Annotated in this window: 24 protein-coding genes; 7 read left to right on the top strand and 17 right to left on the bottom strand. The window is 62.4% G+C overall.

Annotated features, from left to right (window positions below):
• Window positions 1-10: 10 nt before the first annotated feature.
• Window positions 11-997 carry a UDP-glucose 4-epimerase GalE gene (galE, locus tag DEVEQU_RS04050; protein WP_126149293.1) on the bottom strand — a complete coding sequence of 329 codons (987 nt, stop codon included), beginning with the start codon at window positions 995-997 and terminating at the stop codon, window positions 11-13.
• Between the two features lie 103 nt (window positions 998-1,100).
• Here galE and galU point away from each other — a divergent pair, with 103 nt between their 5' ends.
• Window positions 1,101-1,985, top strand: coding sequence for a UTP--glucose-1-phosphate uridylyltransferase GalU (gene galU, locus DEVEQU_RS04045; protein ID WP_126149292.1), 885 nt, complete (start codon window positions 1,101-1,103; stop codon window positions 1,983-1,985).
• Window positions 1,986-2,308: 323 nt separating this feature from the next.
• Here the strand turns inward: galU and DEVEQU_RS04040 are convergent, their stop codons facing one another.
• The 4 genes from DEVEQU_RS04040 to DEVEQU_RS04025 all read right to left on the bottom strand — a co-directional run bounded on the left by DEVEQU_RS04040 (window position 2,309) and on the right by DEVEQU_RS04025 (window position 6,130).
• Window positions 2,309-3,604, bottom strand: a complete 1,296-nt coding sequence (locus DEVEQU_RS04040; protein ID WP_126149291.1) for an outer membrane beta-barrel protein — start codon at window positions 3,602-3,604, stop codon at window positions 2,309-2,311.
• Window positions 3,605-3,695: 91 nt separating this feature from the next.
• The gene (locus DEVEQU_RS04035) at window positions 3,696-4,148 is read right to left on the bottom strand and encodes an NfeD family protein (protein WP_126149290.1); all 453 of its coding nucleotides are present in this window, start codon (window positions 4,146-4,148) and stop codon (window positions 3,696-3,698) included.
• 15 nt (window positions 4,149-4,163) lie between these two features.
• The gene (locus DEVEQU_RS04030) at window positions 4,164-5,183 is read right to left on the bottom strand and encodes an SPFH domain-containing protein (protein WP_126149289.1); all 1,020 of its coding nucleotides are present in this window, start codon (window positions 5,181-5,183) and stop codon (window positions 4,164-4,166) included.
• A gap of 110 nt (window positions 5,184-5,293) precedes the next feature.
• Complete coding sequence (locus DEVEQU_RS04025; protein ID WP_126149288.1) at window positions 5,294-6,130, bottom strand: glycoside hydrolase family 25 protein; 837 nt, start codon at window positions 6,128-6,130, stop codon at window positions 5,294-5,296.
• A 186-nt stretch (window positions 6,131-6,316) separates the two neighbouring features.
• On the opposite strand from DEVEQU_RS04025, the gene DEVEQU_RS04020 reads away from it, so the two are divergent.
• Complete coding sequence (locus DEVEQU_RS04020) at window positions 6,317-7,843, top strand: YifB family Mg chelatase-like AAA ATPase (RefSeq protein WP_126149287.1); 1,527 nt, start codon at window positions 6,317-6,319, stop codon at window positions 7,841-7,843.
• Between the two features lie 45 nt (window positions 7,844-7,888).
• On the opposite strand, the gene pheT is transcribed toward DEVEQU_RS04020, so the two are convergent.
• From pheT to rpmI, 7 genes are all read right to left on the bottom strand, one after another.
• Window positions 7,889-10,312, bottom strand: a complete 2,424-nt coding sequence (gene pheT / locus DEVEQU_RS04015) for a phenylalanine--tRNA ligase subunit beta (RefSeq protein WP_126149286.1) — start codon at window positions 10,310-10,312, stop codon at window positions 7,889-7,891.
• A gap of 11 nt (window positions 10,313-10,323) precedes the next feature.
• A complete protein-coding gene (locus DEVEQU_RS20255) occupies window positions 10,324-11,364 on the bottom strand; it encodes an ASCH domain-containing protein (RefSeq protein ID WP_126149285.1) in 1,041 nt (346 codons plus the stop codon).
• Window positions 11,361-11,624, bottom strand: coding sequence for a DUF2442 domain-containing protein (locus DEVEQU_RS04005; RefSeq protein WP_164550236.1), 264 nt, complete (start codon window positions 11,622-11,624; stop codon window positions 11,361-11,363). Before DEVEQU_RS04005 ends, DEVEQU_RS20255 begins: the two co-directional genes overlap by 4 nt.
• Window positions 11,605-11,841, bottom strand: a complete 237-nt coding sequence (locus tag DEVEQU_RS04000; RefSeq protein ID WP_126149284.1) for a DUF4160 domain-containing protein — start codon at window positions 11,839-11,841, stop codon at window positions 11,605-11,607. Before DEVEQU_RS04000 ends, DEVEQU_RS04005 begins: the two co-directional genes overlap by 20 nt.
• A 1-nt stretch (window position 11,842) precedes the next feature.
• Window positions 11,843-12,973 (bottom strand): phenylalanine--tRNA ligase subunit alpha, encoded by a 1,131-nt coding sequence (gene pheS / locus DEVEQU_RS03995; RefSeq protein WP_126149283.1) that lies wholly within the window; start codon window positions 12,971-12,973, stop codon window positions 11,843-11,845.
• A 299-nt stretch (window positions 12,974-13,272) separates the two neighbouring features.
• Window positions 13,273-13,674: a 50S ribosomal protein L20 gene (gene rplT / locus DEVEQU_RS03990; RefSeq protein WP_126149282.1), complete on the bottom strand. Its 402-nt coding sequence runs from the start codon at window positions 13,672-13,674 to the stop codon at window positions 13,273-13,275.
• 19 nt (window positions 13,675-13,693) lie between these two features.
• Window positions 13,694-13,894 (bottom strand): 50S ribosomal protein L35, encoded by a 201-nt coding sequence (rpmI, locus tag DEVEQU_RS03985; RefSeq protein WP_046105910.1) that lies wholly within the window; start codon window positions 13,892-13,894, stop codon window positions 13,694-13,696.
• A gap of 288 nt (window positions 13,895-14,182) precedes the next feature.
• On the opposite strand from rpmI, the gene DEVEQU_RS03980 reads away from it, so the two are divergent.
• Window positions 14,183-14,494 carry a hypothetical protein gene (locus DEVEQU_RS03980; protein WP_126149281.1) on the top strand — a complete coding sequence of 104 codons (312 nt, stop codon included), beginning with the start codon at window positions 14,183-14,185 and terminating at the stop codon, window positions 14,492-14,494.
• A 49-nt stretch (window positions 14,495-14,543) separates the two neighbouring features.
• On the opposite strand, the gene DEVEQU_RS03975 is transcribed toward DEVEQU_RS03980, so the two are convergent.
• Window positions 14,544-15,392, bottom strand: coding sequence for a glycosyltransferase family 2 protein (locus DEVEQU_RS03975; protein ID WP_126149280.1), 849 nt, complete (start codon window positions 15,390-15,392; stop codon window positions 14,544-14,546).
• A gap of 137 nt (window positions 15,393-15,529) precedes the next feature.
• On the opposite strand from DEVEQU_RS03975, the gene DEVEQU_RS03970 reads away from it, so the two are divergent.
• Window positions 15,530-15,949 carry an Hsp20 family protein gene (locus DEVEQU_RS03970; protein ID WP_126149279.1) on the top strand — a complete coding sequence of 140 codons (420 nt, stop codon included), beginning with the start codon at window positions 15,530-15,532 and terminating at the stop codon, window positions 15,947-15,949.
• A gap of 24 nt (window positions 15,950-15,973) precedes the next feature.
• A complete protein-coding gene (locus tag DEVEQU_RS03965; protein ID WP_126149278.1) occupies window positions 15,974-16,258 on the top strand; it encodes a DUF1150 family protein in 285 nt (94 codons plus the stop codon).
• Between the two features lie 79 nt (window positions 16,259-16,337).
• Here the strand turns inward: DEVEQU_RS03965 and DEVEQU_RS03960 are convergent, their stop codons facing one another.
• Window positions 16,338-16,805, bottom strand: a complete 468-nt coding sequence (locus tag DEVEQU_RS03960) for a PTS sugar transporter subunit IIA (RefSeq protein WP_126149277.1) — start codon at window positions 16,803-16,805, stop codon at window positions 16,338-16,340.
• A 48-nt stretch (window positions 16,806-16,853) separates the two neighbouring features.
• Complete coding sequence (locus tag DEVEQU_RS03955) at window positions 16,854-17,432, bottom strand: ribosome hibernation promotion factor (protein ID WP_126149276.1); 579 nt, start codon at window positions 17,430-17,432, stop codon at window positions 16,854-16,856.
• Between the two features lie 236 nt (window positions 17,433-17,668).
• On the opposite strand from DEVEQU_RS03955, the gene DEVEQU_RS03950 reads away from it, so the two are divergent.
• Complete coding sequence (locus DEVEQU_RS03950) at window positions 17,669-17,992, top strand: hypothetical protein (protein WP_126149275.1); 324 nt, start codon at window positions 17,669-17,671, stop codon at window positions 17,990-17,992.
• A gap of 75 nt (window positions 17,993-18,067) precedes the next feature.
• Here the strand turns inward: DEVEQU_RS03950 and DEVEQU_RS03945 are convergent, their stop codons facing one another.
• Both DEVEQU_RS03945 and DEVEQU_RS03940 read right to left on the bottom strand, forming a co-directional pair.
• Window positions 18,068-18,634: a NifU family protein gene (locus DEVEQU_RS03945; RefSeq protein ID WP_126149274.1), complete on the bottom strand. Its 567-nt coding sequence runs from the start codon at window positions 18,632-18,634 to the stop codon at window positions 18,068-18,070.
• A 304-nt stretch (window positions 18,635-18,938) separates the two neighbouring features.
• A complete protein-coding gene (locus DEVEQU_RS03940) occupies window positions 18,939-20,549 on the bottom strand; it encodes a glycoside hydrolase family 43 protein (protein WP_126149273.1) in 1,611 nt (536 codons plus the stop codon).
• 153 nt (window positions 20,550-20,702) lie between these two features.
• On the opposite strand from DEVEQU_RS03940, the gene DEVEQU_RS03935 reads away from it, so the two are divergent.
• The gene (locus DEVEQU_RS03935; protein WP_126149272.1) at window positions 20,703-21,785 is read left to right on the top strand and encodes a PAS domain-containing protein; all 1,083 of its coding nucleotides are present in this window, start codon (window positions 20,703-20,705) and stop codon (window positions 21,783-21,785) included.
• The last annotated feature ends 120 nt before the right edge of the window (window positions 21,786-21,905 follow it).

Raw genomic sequence — 21,905 nt, 5'->3', positions numbered from 1 at the left:
CTCATCGCTCCTAGCGATTGCGGGTCATCAAATGCCGTTCCCAGGCATAGGCGGTTTCGACGATTTCCTTGAGGTCGTCATGCTGGGGCACCCAGCCGAGCAGCTTGCGCACCTTTTCGCCGGTGGCGGTGATCGAGGCCGGGTCCCCTGCCCGGCGCGGCCCCTCATCGGCGCGCAGATGCACACCCGAAACCTCGCGCACGGTCTCGACCACTTCGCGCACCGAATAGCCGCGGCCATAGGCGCAATTGAGCGTGGTGCTGTCCCCGCCCTTGCGCAGGTGATTGAGCAGCAGGCCATGGGCGGCAATCAGGTCGGTGACGTGGATATAGTCGCGCACGCAGGTGCCATCGGGCGTTTCGTAATCGGTGCCGAAAATGTCCATCTTGTCGCGCTGGCCGAGCGCGGTCTGGCAGGCCACCTTGATCAGATGCGTCGCCTGCGGCGTCGACTGGCCGGAGCGCTTCTGCGGATCGGCGCCCGCGACGTTGAAGTAGCGCAAGACGCCATAGGTCATGGGATGGGCGGCAGCGACATCGGCCAGCATCCACTCGGTCATCAGCTTGGACCGCCCATAGGGCGACATGGGATTGAGCGGCGTGGTCTCGACCACCGGCGCCAGACCGGTCATGCCGTAGACGGCGGCGGTGGAGGAAAAGATGAAGTGCCTGACCCCGCCTTTCACCGCTGCTTCGATCAGATTGCGCGAGGTGGCGGTATTGTTGGCGTAATATTTGAGCGGATTGGTCACCGATTCCGGCACCACGATCGAGCCGGCGAAATGCACGATTTCCTTGATGTCGTGGCTCTTGATCAGCGCCAGCACGAAATCCACATTGCCGGCATCGCCGGCAACGAAATTGGCACGGCCATCAATGGCCCAGTCGAAGCCGGTCACCAGGTTGTCGAGAACCACGACCTCTTCGCCCCGATCGGCCAGTTCCAGCACCATATGGCTGCCAATATATCCCGCACCGCCGGTAACCAGGACCGCCATCGAACTCTCCAACTCGGTAGAAATGCAAATTCCTGGCAACGATATGTTGGAGATATTGATTTAGCTTTACATCAACGAAATGGCCACCAGGGAGAATTGATCCGTGTCCAAACGCGTCCGTACCGCCGTCTTTCCCGTTGCCGGGCTTGGCACCCGTTTCCTGCCCGCCACCAAGGCAATGCCAAAGGAAATGCTGACGGTGGTGGATCGTCCACTGATTCAATATGCGGTGGACGAGGCGCGCGAAGCCGGCATCGAGCACTTCGTTTTCGTCACCGGCCGCAACAAGGGCGTTATCGAGGACCACTTCGATCGCCAGTTCGAGCTGGAAACCACGCTCGAAACCCGCGGCAAGAACCAGGCGCTGGAGGAATTGCGCAAGGACCTGCCCTCGGCCGGCCGCACCTCCTTTACCCGCCAGCAGGAGCCGCTGGGCCTGGGCCACGCCGTCTGGTGCGCCCGCGATATCGTGGGCGACAATCCCTTTGCCCTGCTGCTGCCCGACATGCTGTTCAAGGGCGAGCCCGGCGTGCTCAAGCAGATGATGGATGCCTATGAAGAGCGCGGCGGCAATGTGATCGCCGTCGAAGAGGTGCCGGAAAGCGAAATCTCCTCCTATGGCGTGGTGGCGCGCGGTGATGGCCCCGATAGCGGTTTTCCCATTACCGGCATGGTCGAAAAGCCCAAACGCGAAGAGGCCCCCTCCAACCTCATCATCTCCGGCCGTTATATTCTGCAGCCAGAGCTGTTTTCACTCCTGGCTGACCAGCCGCGCGGTGCCGGCGGGGAAATCCAGCTGACCGATGCCATGCAGACGCTGATGCACAACCAGCGCTTCACCGGCGTCAAATATCGCGGCCAGAGCTTCGACTGCGGCTCCAAGATCGGCTTTTTGACCGCCAATGTGGTTTATGCGCTGGAGCGCGACGACATCCGTCCCGGCTTCGTGCGCGAATTGCGCAAGCTCGATCTCGAAGACCAGCTCTAAGAGCGTTTTACGCGCCGGCTGATGCGCTCCGGCACCCCCTCCCCCTTGAGGGCTCTGAACTGTCCCGAAGGGCAAATCTCTCCAGCGGAGAGATTTGGATGATGACGCCGGGGTGGGGGTGGTTCAGTGATCCACTGATGGACCCCCCACCCTCATTCCTTCCCCTCAATGGGCAAGGAGGCGAAAGGGCCCAAAGTCTAACTCAGTTTGAAATAATCTAGAGCGCCCTACGCTTCAGGCTTCGCTTGAGTCGGCCGACAAATTCCTGTCGCCTCTCTCACCAGCTGTCACCCCAGACTTCGCCGAGATGACGTCACGCGGTCCTACCTCTGCACGGTCACGCCGAGGCTGACCCTGTGGCTGTCCAGCAGGCCGGTAGTGGAATTGTCGCGCTTGGCGAAAGCATAATCGGCCGAGAGCGCGGTGTGCGAATTGATGCGGTAATCGGCGCCGGCCGAAACGCCCCAGCGATTTTCCGTCTCGCCGCTGCCGGCGGTGAGGGCGCGGCTCCAGTCGGCAGAGGCGCGCAGCCGCAGCCAGCTATTGACCGTATAGTCGATATTGGCGGTGGCCGCATGGGTAATGCGGGCCGTGCCGGTGCTGTCGGCCCCCGGCGGGGTGATCGTGGTCGACAGACCCGCCGACAGCGCCAATGTCGGATCGGGCCGGAAGGTCAGATTGGCCTCGTAGAGCTCGGTGCGGATATCGGCGAGCGCGGCATTGTCGAAGTCATAGTCGCCCACGCCCACGGCAGCGCTGGCCGACAGCACCTCGTTCCATTGCCCGGCAATGCCGCCGCGCACCGTGCGCTCGGTCGCATTGCGATAGATGGTGGTGCCGGTGCCCGGCAGGTCGAACAGCGTGCGGCTGATGCCGCCCTGCCCGTAAATCTCGAAGATCGGGGTGATCTGATAGCCGACGCGCAGGCTGGAATTGGTGGTCCAGGTGTTTTGCGTATCGTTGTTGGTCAGCCCGGTATCGCTGCGCAGGGTGGGGCCGTAGAGGGTGCGCACGGCGCCGGCATTGAGCCCGACATTGAAGAGCCCGAATTGCCGCGTCAGCCCGGCGCCCAGCGTGCCGGTGGTGATCTCGGGCGGCACGACCACGCCCCCGGCCAGGCCCGGGGTGCCGGCCAGTTCCTGGGTCATGCCTATGGCGCCATTGGCAGTGAAGCTGGTGAGACTGTCGAGCGGCGCGGTGACCGAAAAGCCGAGATTGAGCCCGGTAATGTCGGCGTCGCGCCCGCCACCGGGCTTGGCGATTTCGGCACTGCCATTCACAACCACATCGGCACGACGGCCATCATGGGTGGCGGTGAATTGCGGATTGAGGGTGGTGACGAAGGTTTCGCCGACATTGGTCTGCGTGAAGGTGCCCCGCAGCCCCACCGACCAGTCGATATCGAAAGGCGGGTGGCCCGGTTCGGCCGGGACGGCGAATTCGAGCGGCACCGGAGCGGCAGGATAGACGCCGGGGCGCAGGCGCTCTTCCTTGAGGTTCGCCAGCGGATCGGCAAGCGCCGGCGTGGCCAGGGCGGAACCGGCCATCACAGCGACAAAAAGGGAATTGAACAGCCTTCCGGCCACGCCATGCTCCGCCACTGATGCCGGCAGAATCATGAAGATACCGGCCCATGACCCCTCAGGGCCTTTGGGCCGATCCTTTCAGCTTATGGTTAATGAAACCTTGCTGCTTGCCGTTTATGCGCCATCAGGCAACCGGCTCGACCTTGAGCACGGCGCCCTCCGCCGCCACGATGCGCACCCTTTGGCCCACCGGCAGATCGGGCCCGGAAATACGCCAGATACTGTCGCCCAGCGCCAGGCGCCCGAAGCCGCCAGAGATCGGCTGGTCCAACACCCCTTCCACTCCGACATAGCTTTCGGCGCGGCGGTTGAGGAAAGGGTTGTCGGTGCTGGTCTGTCGCCGCCGCTGCCAGCGCACCCAGATGAGGATGCTGACCAGCGACAATGTGCCGAAGATCAGCCATTGCAGCGGCCAGGCCAGCGGCTGGACCATGACGATGAGACCGGTCAGCACCCCGGCAATGCCCATCCAGAGCAGATAGCCGCCGGGGACCACCAGTTCGAGCGCCAAAAGCACCAGCCCGCCGATGATCCAGCTCCAGGAGATATTGGCACCAATGAACTCGACCAGGGTCATGTCGGGCTCCCGCTATCAGGCGTCGCTGCTGGGGCCGGCCGAAAAGCCGGCGCTGGGCGGACGGCTGGTGGAGCGCGCCGCTGGATTCGTCGGCTTTTCACCGCCAAAGGTCTCGCGCGCGATCTCGGCGATACCGCCAATGGCGCCGATGACGCTGGAGGCCTCGACCGGCAGCATCAACAGCTTCTGGTTGGGCGAGGTGGCAATGCCTTCGAGCGCCTTGATATAGTTGTTGGCGACGAAATAGTTGATCGCCTGCACATTGCCCGAGGCAATAGCGTCCGACACCAGCTGGGTCGCCTTGGCTTCAGCCTCGGCGGCGCGTTCGCGCGCTTCGGCGTCGCGGAAGGCGGCTTCCTTGCGGCCCTCGGCTTCAAGCACCTGGGCCTGCTTTTCGCCTTCGGCCTTGAGAATGGCGGCCTGGCGGCGGCCTTCGGCTTCGAGAATAGTGGCGCGCTTCTCGCGTTCCGCCTTCATCTGCCGGCCCATGGACTCCACCAGATCCTTGGGCGGATCGATGTCCTTGATCTCGATGCGGGTGATCTTGATGCCCCAGGGCGAGACGGCGGTGTCGACGACGCGCAGCAGGCGCTCGTTGATTTCGTCGCGATGGCTCAACAGCTCGTCGAGATCCATCGAGCCCATGACCGTACGGATATTGGTCATGGTGAGGTTAAGGACGGCGTTTTCGAGATTGGCGACTTCATAGGCCGCCGCGGCAGCGTCGAGCACCTGATAGAAGGTGACGCCGTTCGCGGTGATCGAGGCGTTGTCGCGGGTGATGACTTCCTGGTGCGGAACGTCGAGCACCTGCTCCATGACATTGATCTTCTTGCCGATCGTGTCGATGAACGGGACAATGATATTGAGGCCGGGCTTGAGGGTGCGCGTATATTTGCCGAAGCGTTCCACAGTATAGTTATAGCCCTGCGGAATGGTCTTGGCGCCGGCGAACAGCACCAATACGAACAACAGGCCCAGCACAAGCAGCGTCAGGCCCAGGCCGTCCAGCACGAAGCCATCAAAAATCGTCATCTCGAAATATCTCCCAGAGCCATAGCGCGACGGCACAATAATCCATTGTGCCGTCGGCTGGATACTCGTCTTTGCTGGGCTTTAATATGGCAGGCAAGCGCTCGCTGCAGCTATTTTGCGAAGGCGCAGCGGCCGGTTGGCGCCAGGGCGGCAATGGCCCGCGGATCGCAGCCGGTGGACAGGAACATCAGCCAGTCGCTCTGGTTGCCGTAGAAGACGTTACGGTCCACTTCGCCGCGCACGCCCGGCACGACCCCGGTCTGGGTATATTGCCAGAAGGTCCAGGGGCGGTTTTCGTAGCGCTCATGCGGTTCGGCGGCAGTCGAGCGCAGCCAGAAAGTATTGGGGAAATATTCGCCGGCCAGAATATCGCGGTGGAAATTCATGTCGGTATAGATGATCGGCAGCTTGCCGGTATGGCGCTCCATGACCTCAAGCATCAGCCGGATCTTTTCCAGCGCATCGGCCTTGGACGGCTTGGCCTTGCAGCTCGAATGGTTGTTCCATTCGAGATCGAGCACCGGCGGCAGGGCACTGGGATCGGCCGGCACGTTCTGGGTGAACCAGGCCGCCTGCTCGGAGGCCAGCGAGCACCAGGTCATGAAGTGGTAGGCGCCGCGCGGCATGCCGGCGTCACGGGCGCGAACCCAGTTCCGCTGGAAATCGGGATCGACATAGTCTTTCCCCTCGGTTGCCTTCATGAAGACGAAATGGATGCCGGCGCCGCGCGCCTTGGCGAAATCGACATTCTCCTGATAGCGGGCCACGTCGATGCCCTGGATGGGCATGGTGCGGGCGCGGTCGACCTTGGCATGGGGGCGATTGTCGCCGGGTATGGCGCCATAAAGACCCCCGCCACTGGCGCAGGCGGCCAAAGCCGCGAGGGCCAGGCTCAGAACGGCGCCACGAACAATGGCGGAGACGGAGCGGGGAAGGGCAATCGCCATGGGCAAAAAGCTCGGTATCAGAGGACTACAATGAGCCTTTGATTCAACATAGACAGGTTAAGACAAGTTTAGGTTAACTATTGTGGCGGTGCGCATGGTTAACACGACATGATCTGTTCGCTTTACGTTCTTGTTAACCTTGTCTGGCTCTGCTAGTTTGTGCTCTTGCTGGGGGCGAAGATCGACATGGTGACCCGTGTTGCGACGATAGCATTTCAGGGCATCGAAGCGGTGCCGGTCGATGTCCAGGCGCAGATTGCGCCGGGTTTTCCCGGCTTCATCCTGGTCGGATTGCCCGATAAGGCGGTGCGCGAAAGCGGCGAGCGGGTGCGCGCGGCCCTTGCCGCCTCTGGCCTGGGCCTGCCACCCAAGCGCATCACCATCAATCTGGCGCCGGCCGACCTGCCCAAGGAAGGCAGCCATTACGATCTGCCCCTCGCCCTGGCGCTGATGGGCGCGCTGGGCGCCATTCCCCAGGATGCGCTCGACAGTTTCATGGCTTTGGGCGAGCTCGGCCTCGATGGCCGGCTGGCCCATGTCGGCGGGGTGCTGCCGGCGGCCATTGCCGCACAGGCCCGGGGGCTGGGCATGATCTGCCCGGCAGCGAGCGGGCCGGAAGCGGCCTGGGCGGGCGAGGATATCGACATCATTGCCGCCGACAGTCTTCTGGCGCTGGCCAATCATTTGACCGGTCATCAGCTGCAGGCGCGGCCGCAGCCCCGCAAGCTGACAGCGGCGCCGGGCGACCTGCCCGATCTGGCCGATGTGCGGGGCCAGGCCATTGCCCGCCGGGCTTTGGAGATCGCCGCCGCCGGCAATCATAATCTGCTGATGATCGGCCCTCCGGGATCAGGCAAATCCATGCTGGCGGCGCGCCTGCCCTCCATCCTGCCACCGCTCTCCCCGCGCGAACTGCTCGATGTGTCGATGATCCAGTCGATCGCTGGCGAGCTTTCCGGCGGTGCCCTGTCCGACCGGCGGCCATTTCGCGCGCCGCACCATTCGGCCTCCATGGCGGCGCTGGTCGGGGGCGGGCTCCGGGTGCGGCCGGGCGAAGCGAGCCTGGCGCATAACGGCGTGCTGTTTCTCGACGAATTGCCTGAGTTTTCGCCCGGCGTGCTCGACAGCCTGCGGCAGCCGCTCGAAAGCGGCGAAACCGTCATCGCGCGCGCCAATGCGCGGGTCTCCTATCCGAGCCGTTTTCAATTGGTAGCGGCGATGAACCCGTGCAAATGCGGATTGGCGGGCACCCCTGGCCATACCTGCAAGCGCGGCGTGGCCTGCGCCGCCGACTATCAGGCGCGCGTCTCGGGGCCCTTTCTCGATCGCATCGATATCCGCATCGACGTCCCTGCCCTGTCGGCGGCCGAGATGATTGCCCCCGCAGGCGAAGCCGAAGCATCGGTCAGCGTGGCGGCGCGGGTGGCGGCGGCCCGCGAGCGACAGCGCCAGCGTTACGAGGCGGCGGGGCATCCGGAAATCCTCACCAATGCCGCGGCGCCGACGGCGCTGGTGGAAAAGCTGATCGAGCCGGATTTCGACAGCCGCAACCTGCTGATGCAGGCGGCCGAAAGGTTCAACCTTTCGGCGCGCGCCTATCACCGGGTGCTCAAGGTGGCCCGCACCCTGGCCGATCTTGCGGGTTCGGAAAAAGTGGCCCGCCCCCATATCGCCGAAGCCCTGAGCTACCGGCTGAATCTGGGCGCGGGTTGAGAAACCTTCGCCGCCACATCCCGTTGCAGCGACGAGGTTTTGGGCTTAGCGACGCAGTTCGCCGCCGGTGGTCTTGGTCACTGCTGCCACGACCGCCGCGGAGACCTTTTCGATCTCCTCGTCGGTCAGGGTCTTGTCCTTGGGCTGCAGCGTCACCTCGATGGCGACCGACTTCTTGCCTTCCCCGACATGGGCGCCTTCGAAGACGTCGAAAATACCGACATCCTTGATCAGCGCCTTGTCGGCACCCTTGGCGGCCTTGAGGATTGCTGCGGCGGTCACGCCCCGATCCATGACGAAGGCGAAATCGCGGGATACCGGCTGGAAAGGGCTGAGCGCGATGGCCGGCTTGGTCTTGGTCGCCTTCTTGCGCGCTTCCGGCAGGGCATCGAGGTCGATCTCGAAGGCAGCGACCGGCCCGTCGATGTCGAGCTCGGCGGCCAAAGCCGGATGCAGTTCGCCGAACCAGCCCAGCGTTACCTTGGGGCCGAGCGCGATGCGGCCGCCGCGGCCCGGATGGCTCCAGCTGGCGGCTTCGGGCAGCACCTGCACCTTGTCGATATCGACGCCGAGCGCATCGAGCACGGCCGCGAGGTCGGCCTTGGCGTCCCAGACACTGACCGCCTCGGCCTTGCCGGACCAGTGGCGTCCCGCCCCGTCGAGCTTGGCCGTGCCGGTGCGCACGCCCGAGGCATAGGTGTGCTGGCCCTCAGGCTTGTCGGAGAGGAAAATCTGCCCCACTTCGAACAGGGCGACGTCGGCAAAACCGCGATTGGCATTGCGGCGCGCGCCCGCGAGGAGGCCCGGCAAAAGCGAGGGGCGCATGTCGGTCATGTCCGAGGCGATGGCATTGGCGAGCTGCCGATCCTCGCTGCCGCCGCCGAACTGAACGGCTGCGGCATGGGCGATGAACGACCAGGTGACCACCTCGTCGAGACCGCGCGCGGCCAGCGCCCGGCGGGCGATGCGGCGGCGGTTCTGGATGGTGGTCAGCATGCGCTGGGCCACGTGGTTGAGGCGCGGCAGCGGCTCGACCGGTACATTGTCGACACCGACCATGCGCATGACCTCCTCGACGAGATCGGCTTTTTGCGTCACGTCGGGGCGCCAGGATGGCACTTTTACGCTGCGCACATCGCCCGAGCCTTCGGCAACGAAGCCGAGGCGGGCCAAAATGGCCTCGATGTCGCTGGACGAGACCTCAAGGCCGGTGAGGCGCTTGACCTCGGCCAGTGGGAAGTCGACCACGGTATTGGCGAAAACGTCCTCGCCCGAGACCACAGGCTCCATGGCTTCGCCGCCCACCAGCTCCAGCATCAGGCGCGTGGCCAATTCAAGACCGGGCTCGGTCAGCGCCGGATCGACATTGCGCTCGAGACGATAGCGGGCGTCGGAGACAATGCCGGTCTTGCGGCCGGCCTGGGCAATGAGATTGGCATCCCAGCTCGCGCATTCCATGAATACATTGATGGTTTCGTCGGTGACGCCCGAGCGGATGCCGCCCATAATGCCGCCAAGGCAGAGCGGGCCCTTGTCGTCGGCAATGACGGTCATGGTCTGGTCGAGCGTATAGACCTTGTTATCGAGCGCATCGAAAGCCTCGTCGCGCGCATTGCGCAACACCATCTGCCCCTCGACCTTGTCTGCGTCATAGGCGTGCAGCGGCCGGCCCCAGCCGAGCGAGACCAGATTGGTGATGTCGACCACGGTGTTGATGGGGCGCAGCCCCACGGCGCGCAGCCGCGCCTGCAGCCAGTCCGGCGACGGGCCATTCTTGATGCCGCGGAAGTAACGGCCGGCAAATTTGCGGATCGCCTTGGGTTCGCCTTCGGCAAACTGATGCGGCAAGGCCGGGATCGGGCTTGGCCCCTTGGAGGGCACCGGCGACATATCGGTCTTTTTCAGCGTGCCGAGGCCGAAGGCGGCGAGATCGCGCGCCACGCCATAGACGCCGGTGGCGTCACCGCGATTGGGGGTGATGGAAATATCGAAGACCACGCCATTGATCCCGGCATAGTCGACATATTTTTCCCCGATTGGCGCATCCTCGGGCAGCTCGATAATGCCGTCATGATCGTTGGAGAGTTCGAGTTCGGCGGCCGAACACAGCATGCCATTGGACGGCGCGCCGCGAATGACCACGCCACCCTTCAGCTCGAAATCCTTGCCCGGAATATAGGTGCCCGGCGCCGCAAAGACGCTCTTGAGGCCCGTCCGGCAATTGGGCGCGCCGCAGACCACGTCGATGAGCTCGCCGGTGCCGGCATCGACCTTGCAGATATTGAGGTGGTCGGAATTGGGATGCGGCTTGGCCTCAACCACATGCGCGACCACGAATTTCTCCAGCGCCTTGCCCTGGCTTTCAATGCCTTCGACCTCAAGACCGATCATGGTCAGGGCCTTGCCGATCTCATCGGCGGAGGCAGTGGTCTCCAGATGTTCCTTGAGCCAGTCGAGGGTGAATTTCATGTTTTTGGACCTTAGCGGAAGTCACTCTTGCTGCCCGTGATGGGCGGCAGGGCGGAGGAGAGTTTGAACAGTTCAACGAGGACATTGGCGAAGCCGCGAGCATCGTCCACGGCTTTATGGGTATGGGCGATGTGGCCATAGAATTCGGATGGCAGCTTGCTCATGCCCCAATCGAGATAGGGTGCACCGCGCAGCGTGCCCGCCATGGTATAAAGGCAGATGCCGCCGCCGCGAAAAATCTGGCGGCCCTTGAACGGGCCGCTGAGGACGCGGGTACAGGCGAATTCGTCCAGGTAATGATCCATCCACAGCCCGTCAAAGATCATCGGCGCAGCGACAAAGACCTTTGGGCCGGGCAGGCTGTCCACCCAGTCGGCAAAACGCGGCATGACGATCGCCGGGTCTTCCGCGCCTGATGTCGCCGCTTTCCAGGCTTCGGGCTGCGTCGCCCACCAATCCATGGTCATCTGGTTCTGGCTGCGGTCGGCGCGGGGCGTCAGCACGGCTTCGAATTCGCCATGGCGCGTGCCGTCGGCCGTGATGGCGACAGAGGCAAAGCTCAGCATGGAATTGTGCAGCGGCGTCGGCCCGTCCGATTCGATATCGGTAACGACAAAGATGGGCGTAGCCACCTTGTTGTAGACCTCGCGCCCGGCCGGCAGCACGGTCACGAGCCGGAACGTCTCGCATACAATGTCCATGTCCGGCGAAAAGCCGCCATTGCGGGCGAAATAGGCCTCGTGCCCGGCGCGCCATTCGGCATAGGGCCCCTCGCCTTCCCGATCGGTGAAACTGGCGGGAATGGCGTCAAACGCCATGGTTTCGACGCTCAGCGTCTCGATCACGCAGGCCTCCTCGCCCGCGCCATTGAGCACGATGTCCCGGCGCCCCACCTGTGGCAGCGGTTCGTTATCGCCGCCGAAATCGCGCAGCGCCCCGCAGGTCGCCGTTTTCTTGCCGGCAAGGACCAGCGCCAGCAGGCTATCGGCCAGCGCGGGGCTGTCGCCGAAGCTGAAGCGGACGGGCTGGGTGGTGGCGGATTGTGACGTCAAGGCGCCGTCGCTCCCGGCGCCTTTTCACCACGCAGCATGCTGGCGATGGATATATCTTCGTCGATTAGAGGCCAGTGTAAACCCATCGGCAGGAGTTCGATGTCGGATCGGGCCGTTTGTGAGGCCGCCGCCAGGCGAGGATACCACCAAAGCGGCGTCGAGACGGTGCGCCCGTCGGCCAGGCGAACATGGAGTTCGCTGTCGTCGCACTGTGCTTCGATCGGACGGCTATCTTCGATTTCAAGCACCAAAGTAGTCATTCCAAGCCTCCAAGAATGCGTTTCTATGCTCACGAACTGCACCGATGATCTCGTTGAGATCACGCGCTGGGAAGCCAAGGTTGACCGCAATGTTGAGGTCGCGCAGCCATATTTTGGCTTCTCGTCCGTCCTTTACAACATGGACATGCGGCGGTTCCCAGCCGTCGGCCGAATAGAAGAAGAAACGATATCCCTTCCACTGCAGCAGCGTCGGCATCTTAGCTGCTGAGCCCCCCAAACAGCGTCGGCAGGTCGAGTGGGCGGAAGCCGTAATGCTCGATCCAGCGCTGGTCGGCATCGAAGAAGGCGCGCAGGTCGGGCATGCCGTATTTCAGCATGGCGATGCGGTCGATGCCGATGCCCCAGGCAAACCCCTGATAGACATCAGGGTCGAGACCTGCATTGCGGATGACGTTCGGATGCACCATGCCGCAACCGAGGATTTCGAGCCAGTCATTGCCCTCGCCGATCTTCACTTCCGAGCCGGAGCGGTCGCATTGCACGTCCACTTCCATGCTGGGTTCGGTGAAGGGGAAGAAGCTGGGGCGGAAGCGCAGGGTGACGCTGGGCACTTCGAAGAAGGCCTTCAAAAACTCTTCCAAGACCCACCGCAGCTGGCCGATATGGCTCGACTTGTCGATGACCAGCCCCTCGACCTGATGGAACATCGGGGTATGGGTCTGGTCACTGTCATTGCGATAGGTGCGGCCGGGCATGACCACGCGGATCGGCGGGTCCATCGCGGGCGTCAGGTAGGACGCGGCCGGCTTTTCGTTGGTCTTTTGCATGACGCGCATCTGCACCGGCGAGGTATGCGTGCGCAGCACCTTCTTCACCCCGTCCGGGCCGGGCTTCATGAAGAACGTGTCGTGCATTTCGCGCGCCGGGTGTCCCTCGGGGAAGTTCAGCGCGGTGAAATTGTAATAGTCGGTTTCGATATCGGGCCCTTCGGCGATGGAAAAACCCATATCCGAGAAGATGGCGGTGATTTCGTCGATGGTCTGCGAAATCGGATGAATGCGGCCGCGCGCGGTCGGAGCAGGGGGCAGCGGCAGGGTGACATCGACAGTCTCGGCCTTGAGCCGGGCTTCGAGCGCCGCGCACTTGAGCTCGGTGCTGCGCGCCTCGATCAGCGCCGCGATCTCGGTCTTGAGGCCATTGATGGCGGGACCGGCCGATTTGCGGTCTTCAGCTGCCATCGCGCCCAAAGTCGCCAGCAGGGCGGAAACCGAGCCCTTCTTGCCAAGGGCCGAAACACGCACCGCATCGAGCGCGGCTTCATTGTCGGCACTGGCAATGGCGGCGGACAATTCGTTGCGCAGGGTTTCGATCTGGGCTTGTAGCGACATCGTGGTTCTCAACTCGGACAGTGTGGCGCGGTTAGAGCATTTTGGGTGGACGGAGTCAGCGGGTGTTGGCACGGCGACAGTGCGGTTACTAGCGGTATCTTGCCACTCCGTCACCACCCGGCTTGACCTTGTGGTCCAGGCGATGCCGGGGCATCCTGTGGATTGCCCGGTCAAGCCGGGCAATGACCACGAATGGAGATGTCTGAGCCGCCTTGAACCGCCGCCAAACAAAAACGCCCCGCGCCGGCCCTTTCGGGCGGCGCAAGGCGCAATTTCGACCTCAGCGGAGCTGGGGGTGCTTAAGCGGTGACGCGGGCGTGGGTAACGGAGTCCACGCTTTCCAGATACGCCAGCGCTGCCTTGGCCTTGACGACCAGGGCGGCGAACGCTTCGGGCTGGGTGATCGCGAGATCGCTCAGCACCTTGCGGTCGACGGCAACCTCAGCCTTGCTGAGGCCGTCGATAAATCGGCCGTAGGTCAGGCCGTGATCGCGCACGGCGGCGTTGATGCGCTGGATCCACAGGGCGCGGAAGTTGCGCTTCTTGACGCGACGATCGCGATACGCGTACTGGCCGGCCTTTTCGACGGCCTGCTTGGCGATGCGGATCGTGGATTTACGACGGCCATAATAGCCCTCGGCGGCCTTCAAGACCTTCTTGTGACGAGCGTGGGCGGTTACGCCACGTTTAACGCGTGCCATTTATCTTTGTCCTTCCAGCTTAGCGGTTGTACGGCATGTACCACTTCACCAGACCCTCGTCGCCCTTGGACAGGATCTTGGTGCCGCGGTTGGTGCGGATGTACTTGGCATTGTGGCTGATCAGGCGGTGGCGCTTGCCGGCAACGCCGGCCTTCACCTTGCCGGTTGCGGTGAAGCTGAAACGCTTCTTGGCACCGGACTTGGTCTTCATCTTGGGCATTTTGCGGGTCCTTTAGATTAGTCTGGATGGATTGAGGCCCATCGCATTCAAGAACCGCCACGGCATGCCTTTTGGCCGGGCGGTCCGGAGAAGTCGGCTCTATAGGGGGAATGACGAGGGAAGGCAAGAGGCGCGTCCCTACGAAATTACGCATTGAATAGTTTCAACGTCGTGGTCACAGATCGTTGTTCAGTCTTTCCGAACGTTAATGGAACTGGCCGGGGGTGTTGTGCGTATTTCTCCCCGAGTTCGACACGATGCGAACCCAGAAATTTCAAGGAGACTAAAATGCGTTTCACCAAGACTCTTGCCCTCGCCGCCGTGATTGCCACCGGTGCCACTGCCGCTTATGCCAGCCCGTTCGATGCCAATGTGTCCTTCGACGCGCTGAACAATGCGAGCTCGGCCACCGTGCTGAAGGTCAACCCGACCCAGGCCAAGTCGCTGGCCATCGACGTTGACACCGCTTCGCTGCAGCAGCTGATCAAGAACAACCGCTATCTGCAGCGCAATATCGAGCAGCAGGGTTATTCCATCGACCAGATCATTGGTATCGATGGCGACCTCGAAGGCTCCAATGTGACCCTCTACGCGCTCTAAGCGCGACCGGCCCATCGGGCGAACAGGGCGACCTTCTGGTCGCCCTTTTTCATGGCCGCCGCGCGGTCAGAAGTTTTGGCTCGATATGATCTTCAAACAGCAGACCCGGCTGCGCTGCCAGCGCCGCGCCATATTCGGCCTCGGCGGCCAGCGACACGTCGAGAAAGCCCAGTAGGCCAGCGACATCGCTCGAGCGCAGCCCATAATGACCCGATTGCAGCCGCCGCACGATCTCGCGTTTCGAGGCGATCATGCCCGCGGCCACATCCTTGCCATTGCTCATCGAGCCATCGCGCTTGATATAGTCGTGCAGCGGCGTGCCCAAATGCATGCTGGTCGGGATGGTGCGATAGAGCTGCAACAGGAACTCGAGATCGGTCATATTGCTCATGGTCGGGTCATAGCGCCCGTCGCCGCGCCGCCGATCCCAGACAATCATCGAATCCATGGAAAGGCTCACCCATTTGTGGTCACCGGGGCTGAGCACCCGATCGGCACCCGCGCCGACAAAGCGCAGATGGGCGAAATCCATGGTCATGACATCGAGCGCAGTGGTGACGATGCCGTGTTCGTCCAGCGCCGCCACCGCCCGCTCCAGCTTTTGCGGTTTCAGCCGGTCGTCGGCATCGAGAATGGCGGCATAGGGTGTTTTCAGCTGCTCCAGCGCGACATTGCGGGCATTTGAGGCGCCGCGGCCGATCCCGCCACTGCCGACGAAGCGCTGGCGCGGATCGCCTAATCCGCGTTCCTCGAGAAAAGCGGCATAGTCGAAGCCGTCATCGGCGATGATCCAGTGCTCCCATTCGGAATGGGTCTGGTCCAGGACGCTCTGCACGGTGGTCGCCAGGGTGTCCTGGGCCTTGTAGGCGGGCGTGATGACGGCAACGGTCTTGTGCATGAATGTCCCTCGGGCATGGCGCGTATCCGGTCTTGAACCGGATAGGCGTCTGACCCATATCTGGACCGTGTTTCCAATGCCAGTCTTTGCGGGTTGGAAGCAATCAGTCGTTGCTTGCTCATCAAGGACGCATGGTTATGTCGCGTATTTCTGTGTTCTCAGCGCCGTTTCTCCTCGGCTTCGACAGTTTCGAGGAGCGCATAGACCGCCTGGCGCGGTCTGCCGATGGCTATCCGCCCTACAATATCGAGCGGAGCATCACTGAAGACGGCACCGAACGCTTCCTCATCTCCATTGCGGTAGCCGGATTTGCGCCGGGTGATCTCGAGGTCGTTGCCGAAGACAACCAGCTCATGGTGCGCGGCCGGCAGAAGGATGAGCCAGGACGCGACTATCTGCATCGCGGGATTGCCGCCCGCCAGTTCCAGCGCAGTTTTCTGCTTGCCGATGGCATGGAAGTGAAAGATGCAACTTTAGGGCATGGCATGCTCGTTGTTACTCTTGAGCGCCCCAAGGCGCCGAGATTCGCCCATCATATTGACATTCGCTCATTGTGAGGACGTTCAGGAAAGGGCTGAAAAATGATGGATAGACGCAATCCCGAAAGCGTGACCCCCGATGAGCATCCGCTCAAGGCGTTGACGCGTGCAGAATTCGCCGCGCTGGGCGGCAGCGCCGTGGCTTATGTAAAGCCGGTCTCCGGCCTCATGCTGTCCGGCATGATCCAGGACACCGAATTCGACGCGAATGGTGAGTATCAGCTGGTGATGTCCGCCGATGGCACCCCGCTCATGGTCTCGGACAGCGCCGATGCGGTGAACGACTGGCTGGGCGACCAGAGCCTGGGCCTCGCCACGCTGCACTGATCGACTTTCGCCGTACCCCGGATACACGAACCCCCGGACGCCTTGGGCATCCGGGGGTTCTGTGTCTATGGCGCCCTGATCAGGCGGCGACGGTGTCTTCGACCGGGCTCGCCAGAATGGCGTAGAGCTCGGCCGGATCTTCGGTCGAACGCAACTGATCGACAATCGACTCGGTGCGCAGGAGGCGCGCCACGCGGGACAGCGCCTTGAGGTGATCGGCGCCCGACCCCACCGGGGCCAGCAGCATCATCACCAGGTCGACCGGCTGGTCATCGACCGAATCGAAGTCGATCGCGGTCTCGAGGCGGGCGAACACGGCGGTCACCCCCTTGAGCCCGCCCATCTTGCCATGGGGAATGGCAATGCCGTTCCCCAATCCAGTCGAACCGATTTCCTCGCGGCTGGTGAGCGCATCGAGAATATCGGCACGCGGCAAGCCGGTGGTTTCGGCTGCCTTTTGTGCAAGAACTTCAAACAGCTGGCGCTTTGTGGTCACGTCCGTGCAGAAAAGCACGGCGTGCTTCGCCAGGATTTCGGCCAATTCCATAAGTCTGCCTTAGGATTTACTCAGCTAGGACGTAGGAGAGGGCGGGTGTCAATTGGCCCCCAAGGCTGGATCGATCCAGCCAATATTTCCATCGGAGCGGCGGTAAACCACATTAAGGCCGCCATGTCCAGCGTGGCGGAACATCACAACCTGGGCACCGGTGAGATCGAGCTCCATCACGGCCTCCTCGACACTGAGCTCACGCAGGCTTTTGGTGGTCTCTGCAATCACCGGGGGCGCATAGTCCTCGTCCAGTTCGTCCAGCGCCTCGCTGGAGCCAAAAACCGTATATTGCGCCAGCTGGCCATCGCCATCGGCACCGTTGGCGCCGCGCCGATGCGACTTGAGCTTGCGATTGTAGCGGCGCAGGCGCTTTTCGATATTAAGGGCCATCACTTCATAAGCCGAGGTGGCATCGCCGCCCTGGGCGCTGGCTTGCAGCGTCGCGCCAGAATCGAGATGCACCACACAGTCGGCGCGGAAGCCGATGCCATCCGGTGTCAGGGTCAGGTGTCCGTCATAGCCGCCATCGAAATACTTTCCGACAACGGAGGCGAAATGGTCCTGCGCCTTGCCGCGCAGTGCATCGCCGACATCCATATTCTTTCCCGAAACGCGTAAGGTCATGGCTTTTTCTTCCTTTCGGTCGTTTGGCATCGACGCGATGGATCCGCAAAGCCGTCTCCCGGCTTGACGGGATCACGTCTGCCGACACTCCTGATGTGGGGTGCCTGCAAAAAGGATGCTAGCCCCACCCGACCGGTGCGGCAATGCGCAACTGTCCCCAACCCGCCAATTCAGGGGGTGACATCGGCGTGAGCGCGGCCTAGCCTTCCCCATCCTGATTTGCGAAAGGCGCGAGCATGGAGGCTCCGGCCCTGGCGGTTGGCGGCAGCGTGCCCGTCGTGTCGCCCTTTATGGTGCTGTTCCTGGTCTTGGCCGTGGCCGGCGCCATGATGCTGGTGGCCGCGCTGATGCTGCGCAATCTGCGCCTCTTGACCCGCCATCGCCTCAACCCCTTCAGCCCCGCCGACATGCAAAGGGCCGCCGATCCGACTCTTTCCACCCGGTCTGCCGGCGCGGTGCCGCTCTGGCGCAGCCCTTATGCGCGGATAGCGCTGGGACTGCTCGTCATTGGGCTGTCCGGCCTTGCCATCCTCCTGATCGTCCATCTCTTTTTTGGCTGACCCACAATAAACGAGAGCCCGATGATTGCTCATCGGGCCCTGGCTTGCTGCAGAACTGAAAAGGGCAGAAGGCGCTTAGACCTGCTGGACGGCCTCGACGCCCGGAACGAAGTGGCGGAGCAGGTTCTCGATGCCGTTCTTGAGCGTGGCGGTCGAGGAGGGGCAGCCCGAGCAGGCACCCTGCATATGGAGGAACACGGTGCCCTCCTTGAAACCCTTGAAGATGATATCGCCGCCATCCATGGCGACGGCCGGTCGCACGCGGGTGGCGAGCAATTCCTTGATGACCTCGACCATTTCCTTGTCTTCGGCCTCGAAGAATTCTTCAACCTCGTCAAAGACGGTGGTCGAGGCGCCGGCGTCGGCGATCACCGGCTTGCCGGAAAGGAAATGATCCATGATCACGCCCAAAATGGCCGGCTTGATATGGGCCCAATTGGTGTCGTCCTTGGTCACCGAGATGAAATCGGAGCCCAGGAAGACGCCGGTGACGCCGGAAATGCCGAACAGGCCGGTGGCCAGCGGCGAAGCGGCTGCCGCCTCGGGCGAGCGGAAATCGCGCGGTTCACCCTCGAGCACATCGCGTCCCGGCAGGAACTTGAGGGTCGCCGGATTGGGCGTGGCTTCGGTCTGGATGAACATGGGAAATCCCGCGTCGTTTGCGATTAGAACGCTTCTAAAATAGACTTTTAAGCGCGCGATGCAAGCTTGAACCGTGCGGACAGACAAAATTGATCGCAGAGGTCAGTTTTTCTGCTCGACACGAGGGGGCAATGCTCGAAGGGCGGCCAGATTTCGTCACCCCAGTTTGCGCTGTGACCTGCGAGCCCCGCGGGGCTCCAGTCGCTGCTTCCTCGAGCTCCATACGAAAACCCCCTCGGCATGCCGCCGAGGGTTGCACTCTGTGGGGTCGCCCGATGTCCTGGCGTGAGGCCCTTTGAGGCTCCTAGACCTCGTATCGGTCCGAAGCATCATGCTGCGGACGATAGATGAAATAGTCGAAATGCGCCGGGCTCGCCGTACCGTTGAGGTCACTGGCCGCGACGCCGACAAAGGCGCCGGTGAAGCTGCCATGGGCCTGGTGGCCGCCGCATTCGTCCGAGAGCAGGCTCGCATCGAGCACCGGGCCGATGGGCTGCAGGTCCTCGCCTTCCATGGCGTAGAAGAACTGCAGCTTCCGGCCGCGAATGGTCAGCGCCAGCTTGACCTTGCCTTCGGGCGGGATCTGCACCGGGGCGGCCGGGAAGCGCAGCTTGCCATCGGGCCAGCTCATTTCCGAGGCCATGATCAGCAATTCGCGCTGCCCATCGGAATGCGCTCCGACAGTGAGATAGAAAAAGTTGTAGCGGCTGTAATAGGCGGTGAGGCCGGCAAAGGTGCGCTCGTCGGTCGGCTTGAAATCGACAAGGGTTTCCGCGTCATAGGAAAAATGGGTCTGCCGGCGCGCCACCAGCGCCTGCTCGAACCAGGAGCCGGGGGATTCGCGGCCGAACAGCGTCAGCTTGCCGTTTTCGGTCTTGAAGATGCGCTCGGTTTCGGGCGTGCGCAGCCACTGGAAATCCTTGTGTAGCCCGTTTTCGAACGTATAAAGCTGCTCGGCCCAGTATTTTTCCTCGTCGCGCGTGCCCGGCACCTCGACATGCAGCGAGGGCACCGGGCCGTTCTTGATATAAAGCCAGTCATCCTCGCCCCAATAGGCCTCCTGAATCGAGGTTTCGCGACCCAGCACGCAGCGCCGTTCCTGCGTGGTTGGGCGACCGCCGAGATGCACCAGATAGGTCTTGCCCTCGGGCGTTTCGACAATATCGCCATGGCCAGCGCGCTGGATGGCGGCGAGCGGGGTGTCCTTACTGGTCAGGATGTGCTTGTCGGGATGGGTTTCATATTGCCCATCGATGGTGCGCGAGCGGGCAAAGGTGCAGGCATGGTCATAGGCCGTGCCGCCTTCGGCGGTGAGCAGATAATACCAGCCGTTCCGCTTATAAAGATGGGGACCTTCGACCAGTTTCAGATCGGTGCCCTGATAGATATTGTTAATCGGGCCGACCAACTTGCCCGCAACGGGATCGAATTCCTGCAGCATGATGCCGGCGAACAGCAGCGGCCTGACGCGATGGTCCCAGGCCATGTTGACGAACCACTTTCTGCCGTCGTCGTCATGGAACAGGCTGGGATCAAAACCCGAGGAATTGGCATAGATCGGGTCCGACCAGGGCCCCTCGATCGTGTCGGCCCAGACGATGTAATTATGCGCGTCCTTGAACGAGCCATCCTTGCGCTTCACATCGGTATAGACCAGCCAGAAACGCTCGCCGTCATGGGTCAGGCAGGGGGCCCAGACGCCGCAGCTATCGGGATCGCCGCGCATGTCGAGCTGGCTGGCGCGGTTGAGCGGGCGCGTCACCAGATCCCAATTGGCCAGGTCCCGTGAGTGATGGATCTGCACGCCCGGGAACCATTCGAAGGTTGAGGTGGCGATGTAATAATCGTCACCCACGCGCAGAATGGACGGGTCCGGATTGAATCCGGGCAGAATCGGATTGGTGATTTGGGGCATGCTGGCTCCTCCCTATGCGACAAAAACGCCGCTTCGAACGTTGTTGTGAGAAATGTGATGCGGTGACGGCTTGAGAGATCGTTCCTGATCTGCAAGCGAGTAACTGCAAGCAAGATCTGCGCACGCTGCGCAGACCAGAAAGAGTGTGCCCCTTTGGACCACCAAATCCGCGAAATCAGCTACTGGAAGAATGTCCGGTCCAAGATGCGTCTGCAGCCCTTCGTGCACGCAGTCGAATCCAGCGCCGTTCCTATCGTCATTGCCGATCCCTTCGAGCCTGATTGTCCGCTCGTCTTTGTCAACAATGCCTTCCTCAAGCTCACCGGCTATAGCGAGGACGAGGTGTTGGGCCGCAATTGCCGGTTCCTGCAGGGGCCCGAGACAAGGGCCGAAGACCGCGAGGCGCTGCGGCAGGCGATCAAGAAGCAAGAGACGATCAGCCAGGAAATCCTCAATTACCGCAGGGACGGCAGCAAATTCTGGAACGAGCTGCACATGGCACCCATGCTCGATGACCGGGGAGAGCTGCTCTATTACATCGCCACCCAGGTGGACGTGACCCACCGCATCGAGCGGCAGCACGATCTCAAACACCAGCTTGACGCCCAGACCGAGGCGCTGCGCGACCAGGCCGAGCGGACCCATCACATGGCCCGGGAAATGACCCATCGGGTGCGCAATTCGCTGGCGCTCATCCAGGCCATGCTGCGCATGCAGCTTTCGAGCCTCGCCGATGAAACTGCCCGCAATGCCCTGATCGGCGCGCTCAGCCGCATCCAGGCCATTGTCGAGATCCAGCGCATCATCGAGCATGGCGATATCGATACGCGCATCGAGATTGGCGAGATCATCGGCTCGATCTGCGAAAAGCTCGACCATATCAGCCGCGCCCATGTCGCCGCATCCGCCGATCCCATCGAGATCGACGAGGATTTGATCACCCCGATCGCGTTGATCGTCTCCGAACTGGTCACCAATGCGCAAAAGCATGCCTATGGGCCGGATCAGGGCGGCATCATCGCCGTCACCGCGCGCAAGAAGAATGGCGGCATCGAGCTCACCATCCGCGACGATGGCGGGGGCGTGCCTGAAGACTTCGACCCGCGCGCCATCAAGGGTTTCGGCATGAAGATGCTGATGCACGAGATCGACCACCTCGGGGCAACATTGCGGGTTGACCGGCTCGACAAGGGCACGGCTTTTGTCGTCGACATTCCGGCGCGGGTAGCGGAATAGGGCTTTCTCCCCATCCACCGGCTGTCATCCCGGCGAAGGCCGGGATCCATCTCCAGATCTCAGGATGGGCCCCGGCCTCTGCCGGGGTGACAATTTGCGTGTGGAAAATCTGGAGCCATT

Origin of the sequence: Devosia equisanguinis, from assembly GCF_900631955.1 — a bacterium.
Lineage (GTDB): Bacteria > Pseudomonadota > Alphaproteobacteria > Rhizobiales > Devosiaceae > Devosia > Devosia equisanguinis.
This window is presented reverse-complemented; position numbering and strand designations above follow the sequence as displayed.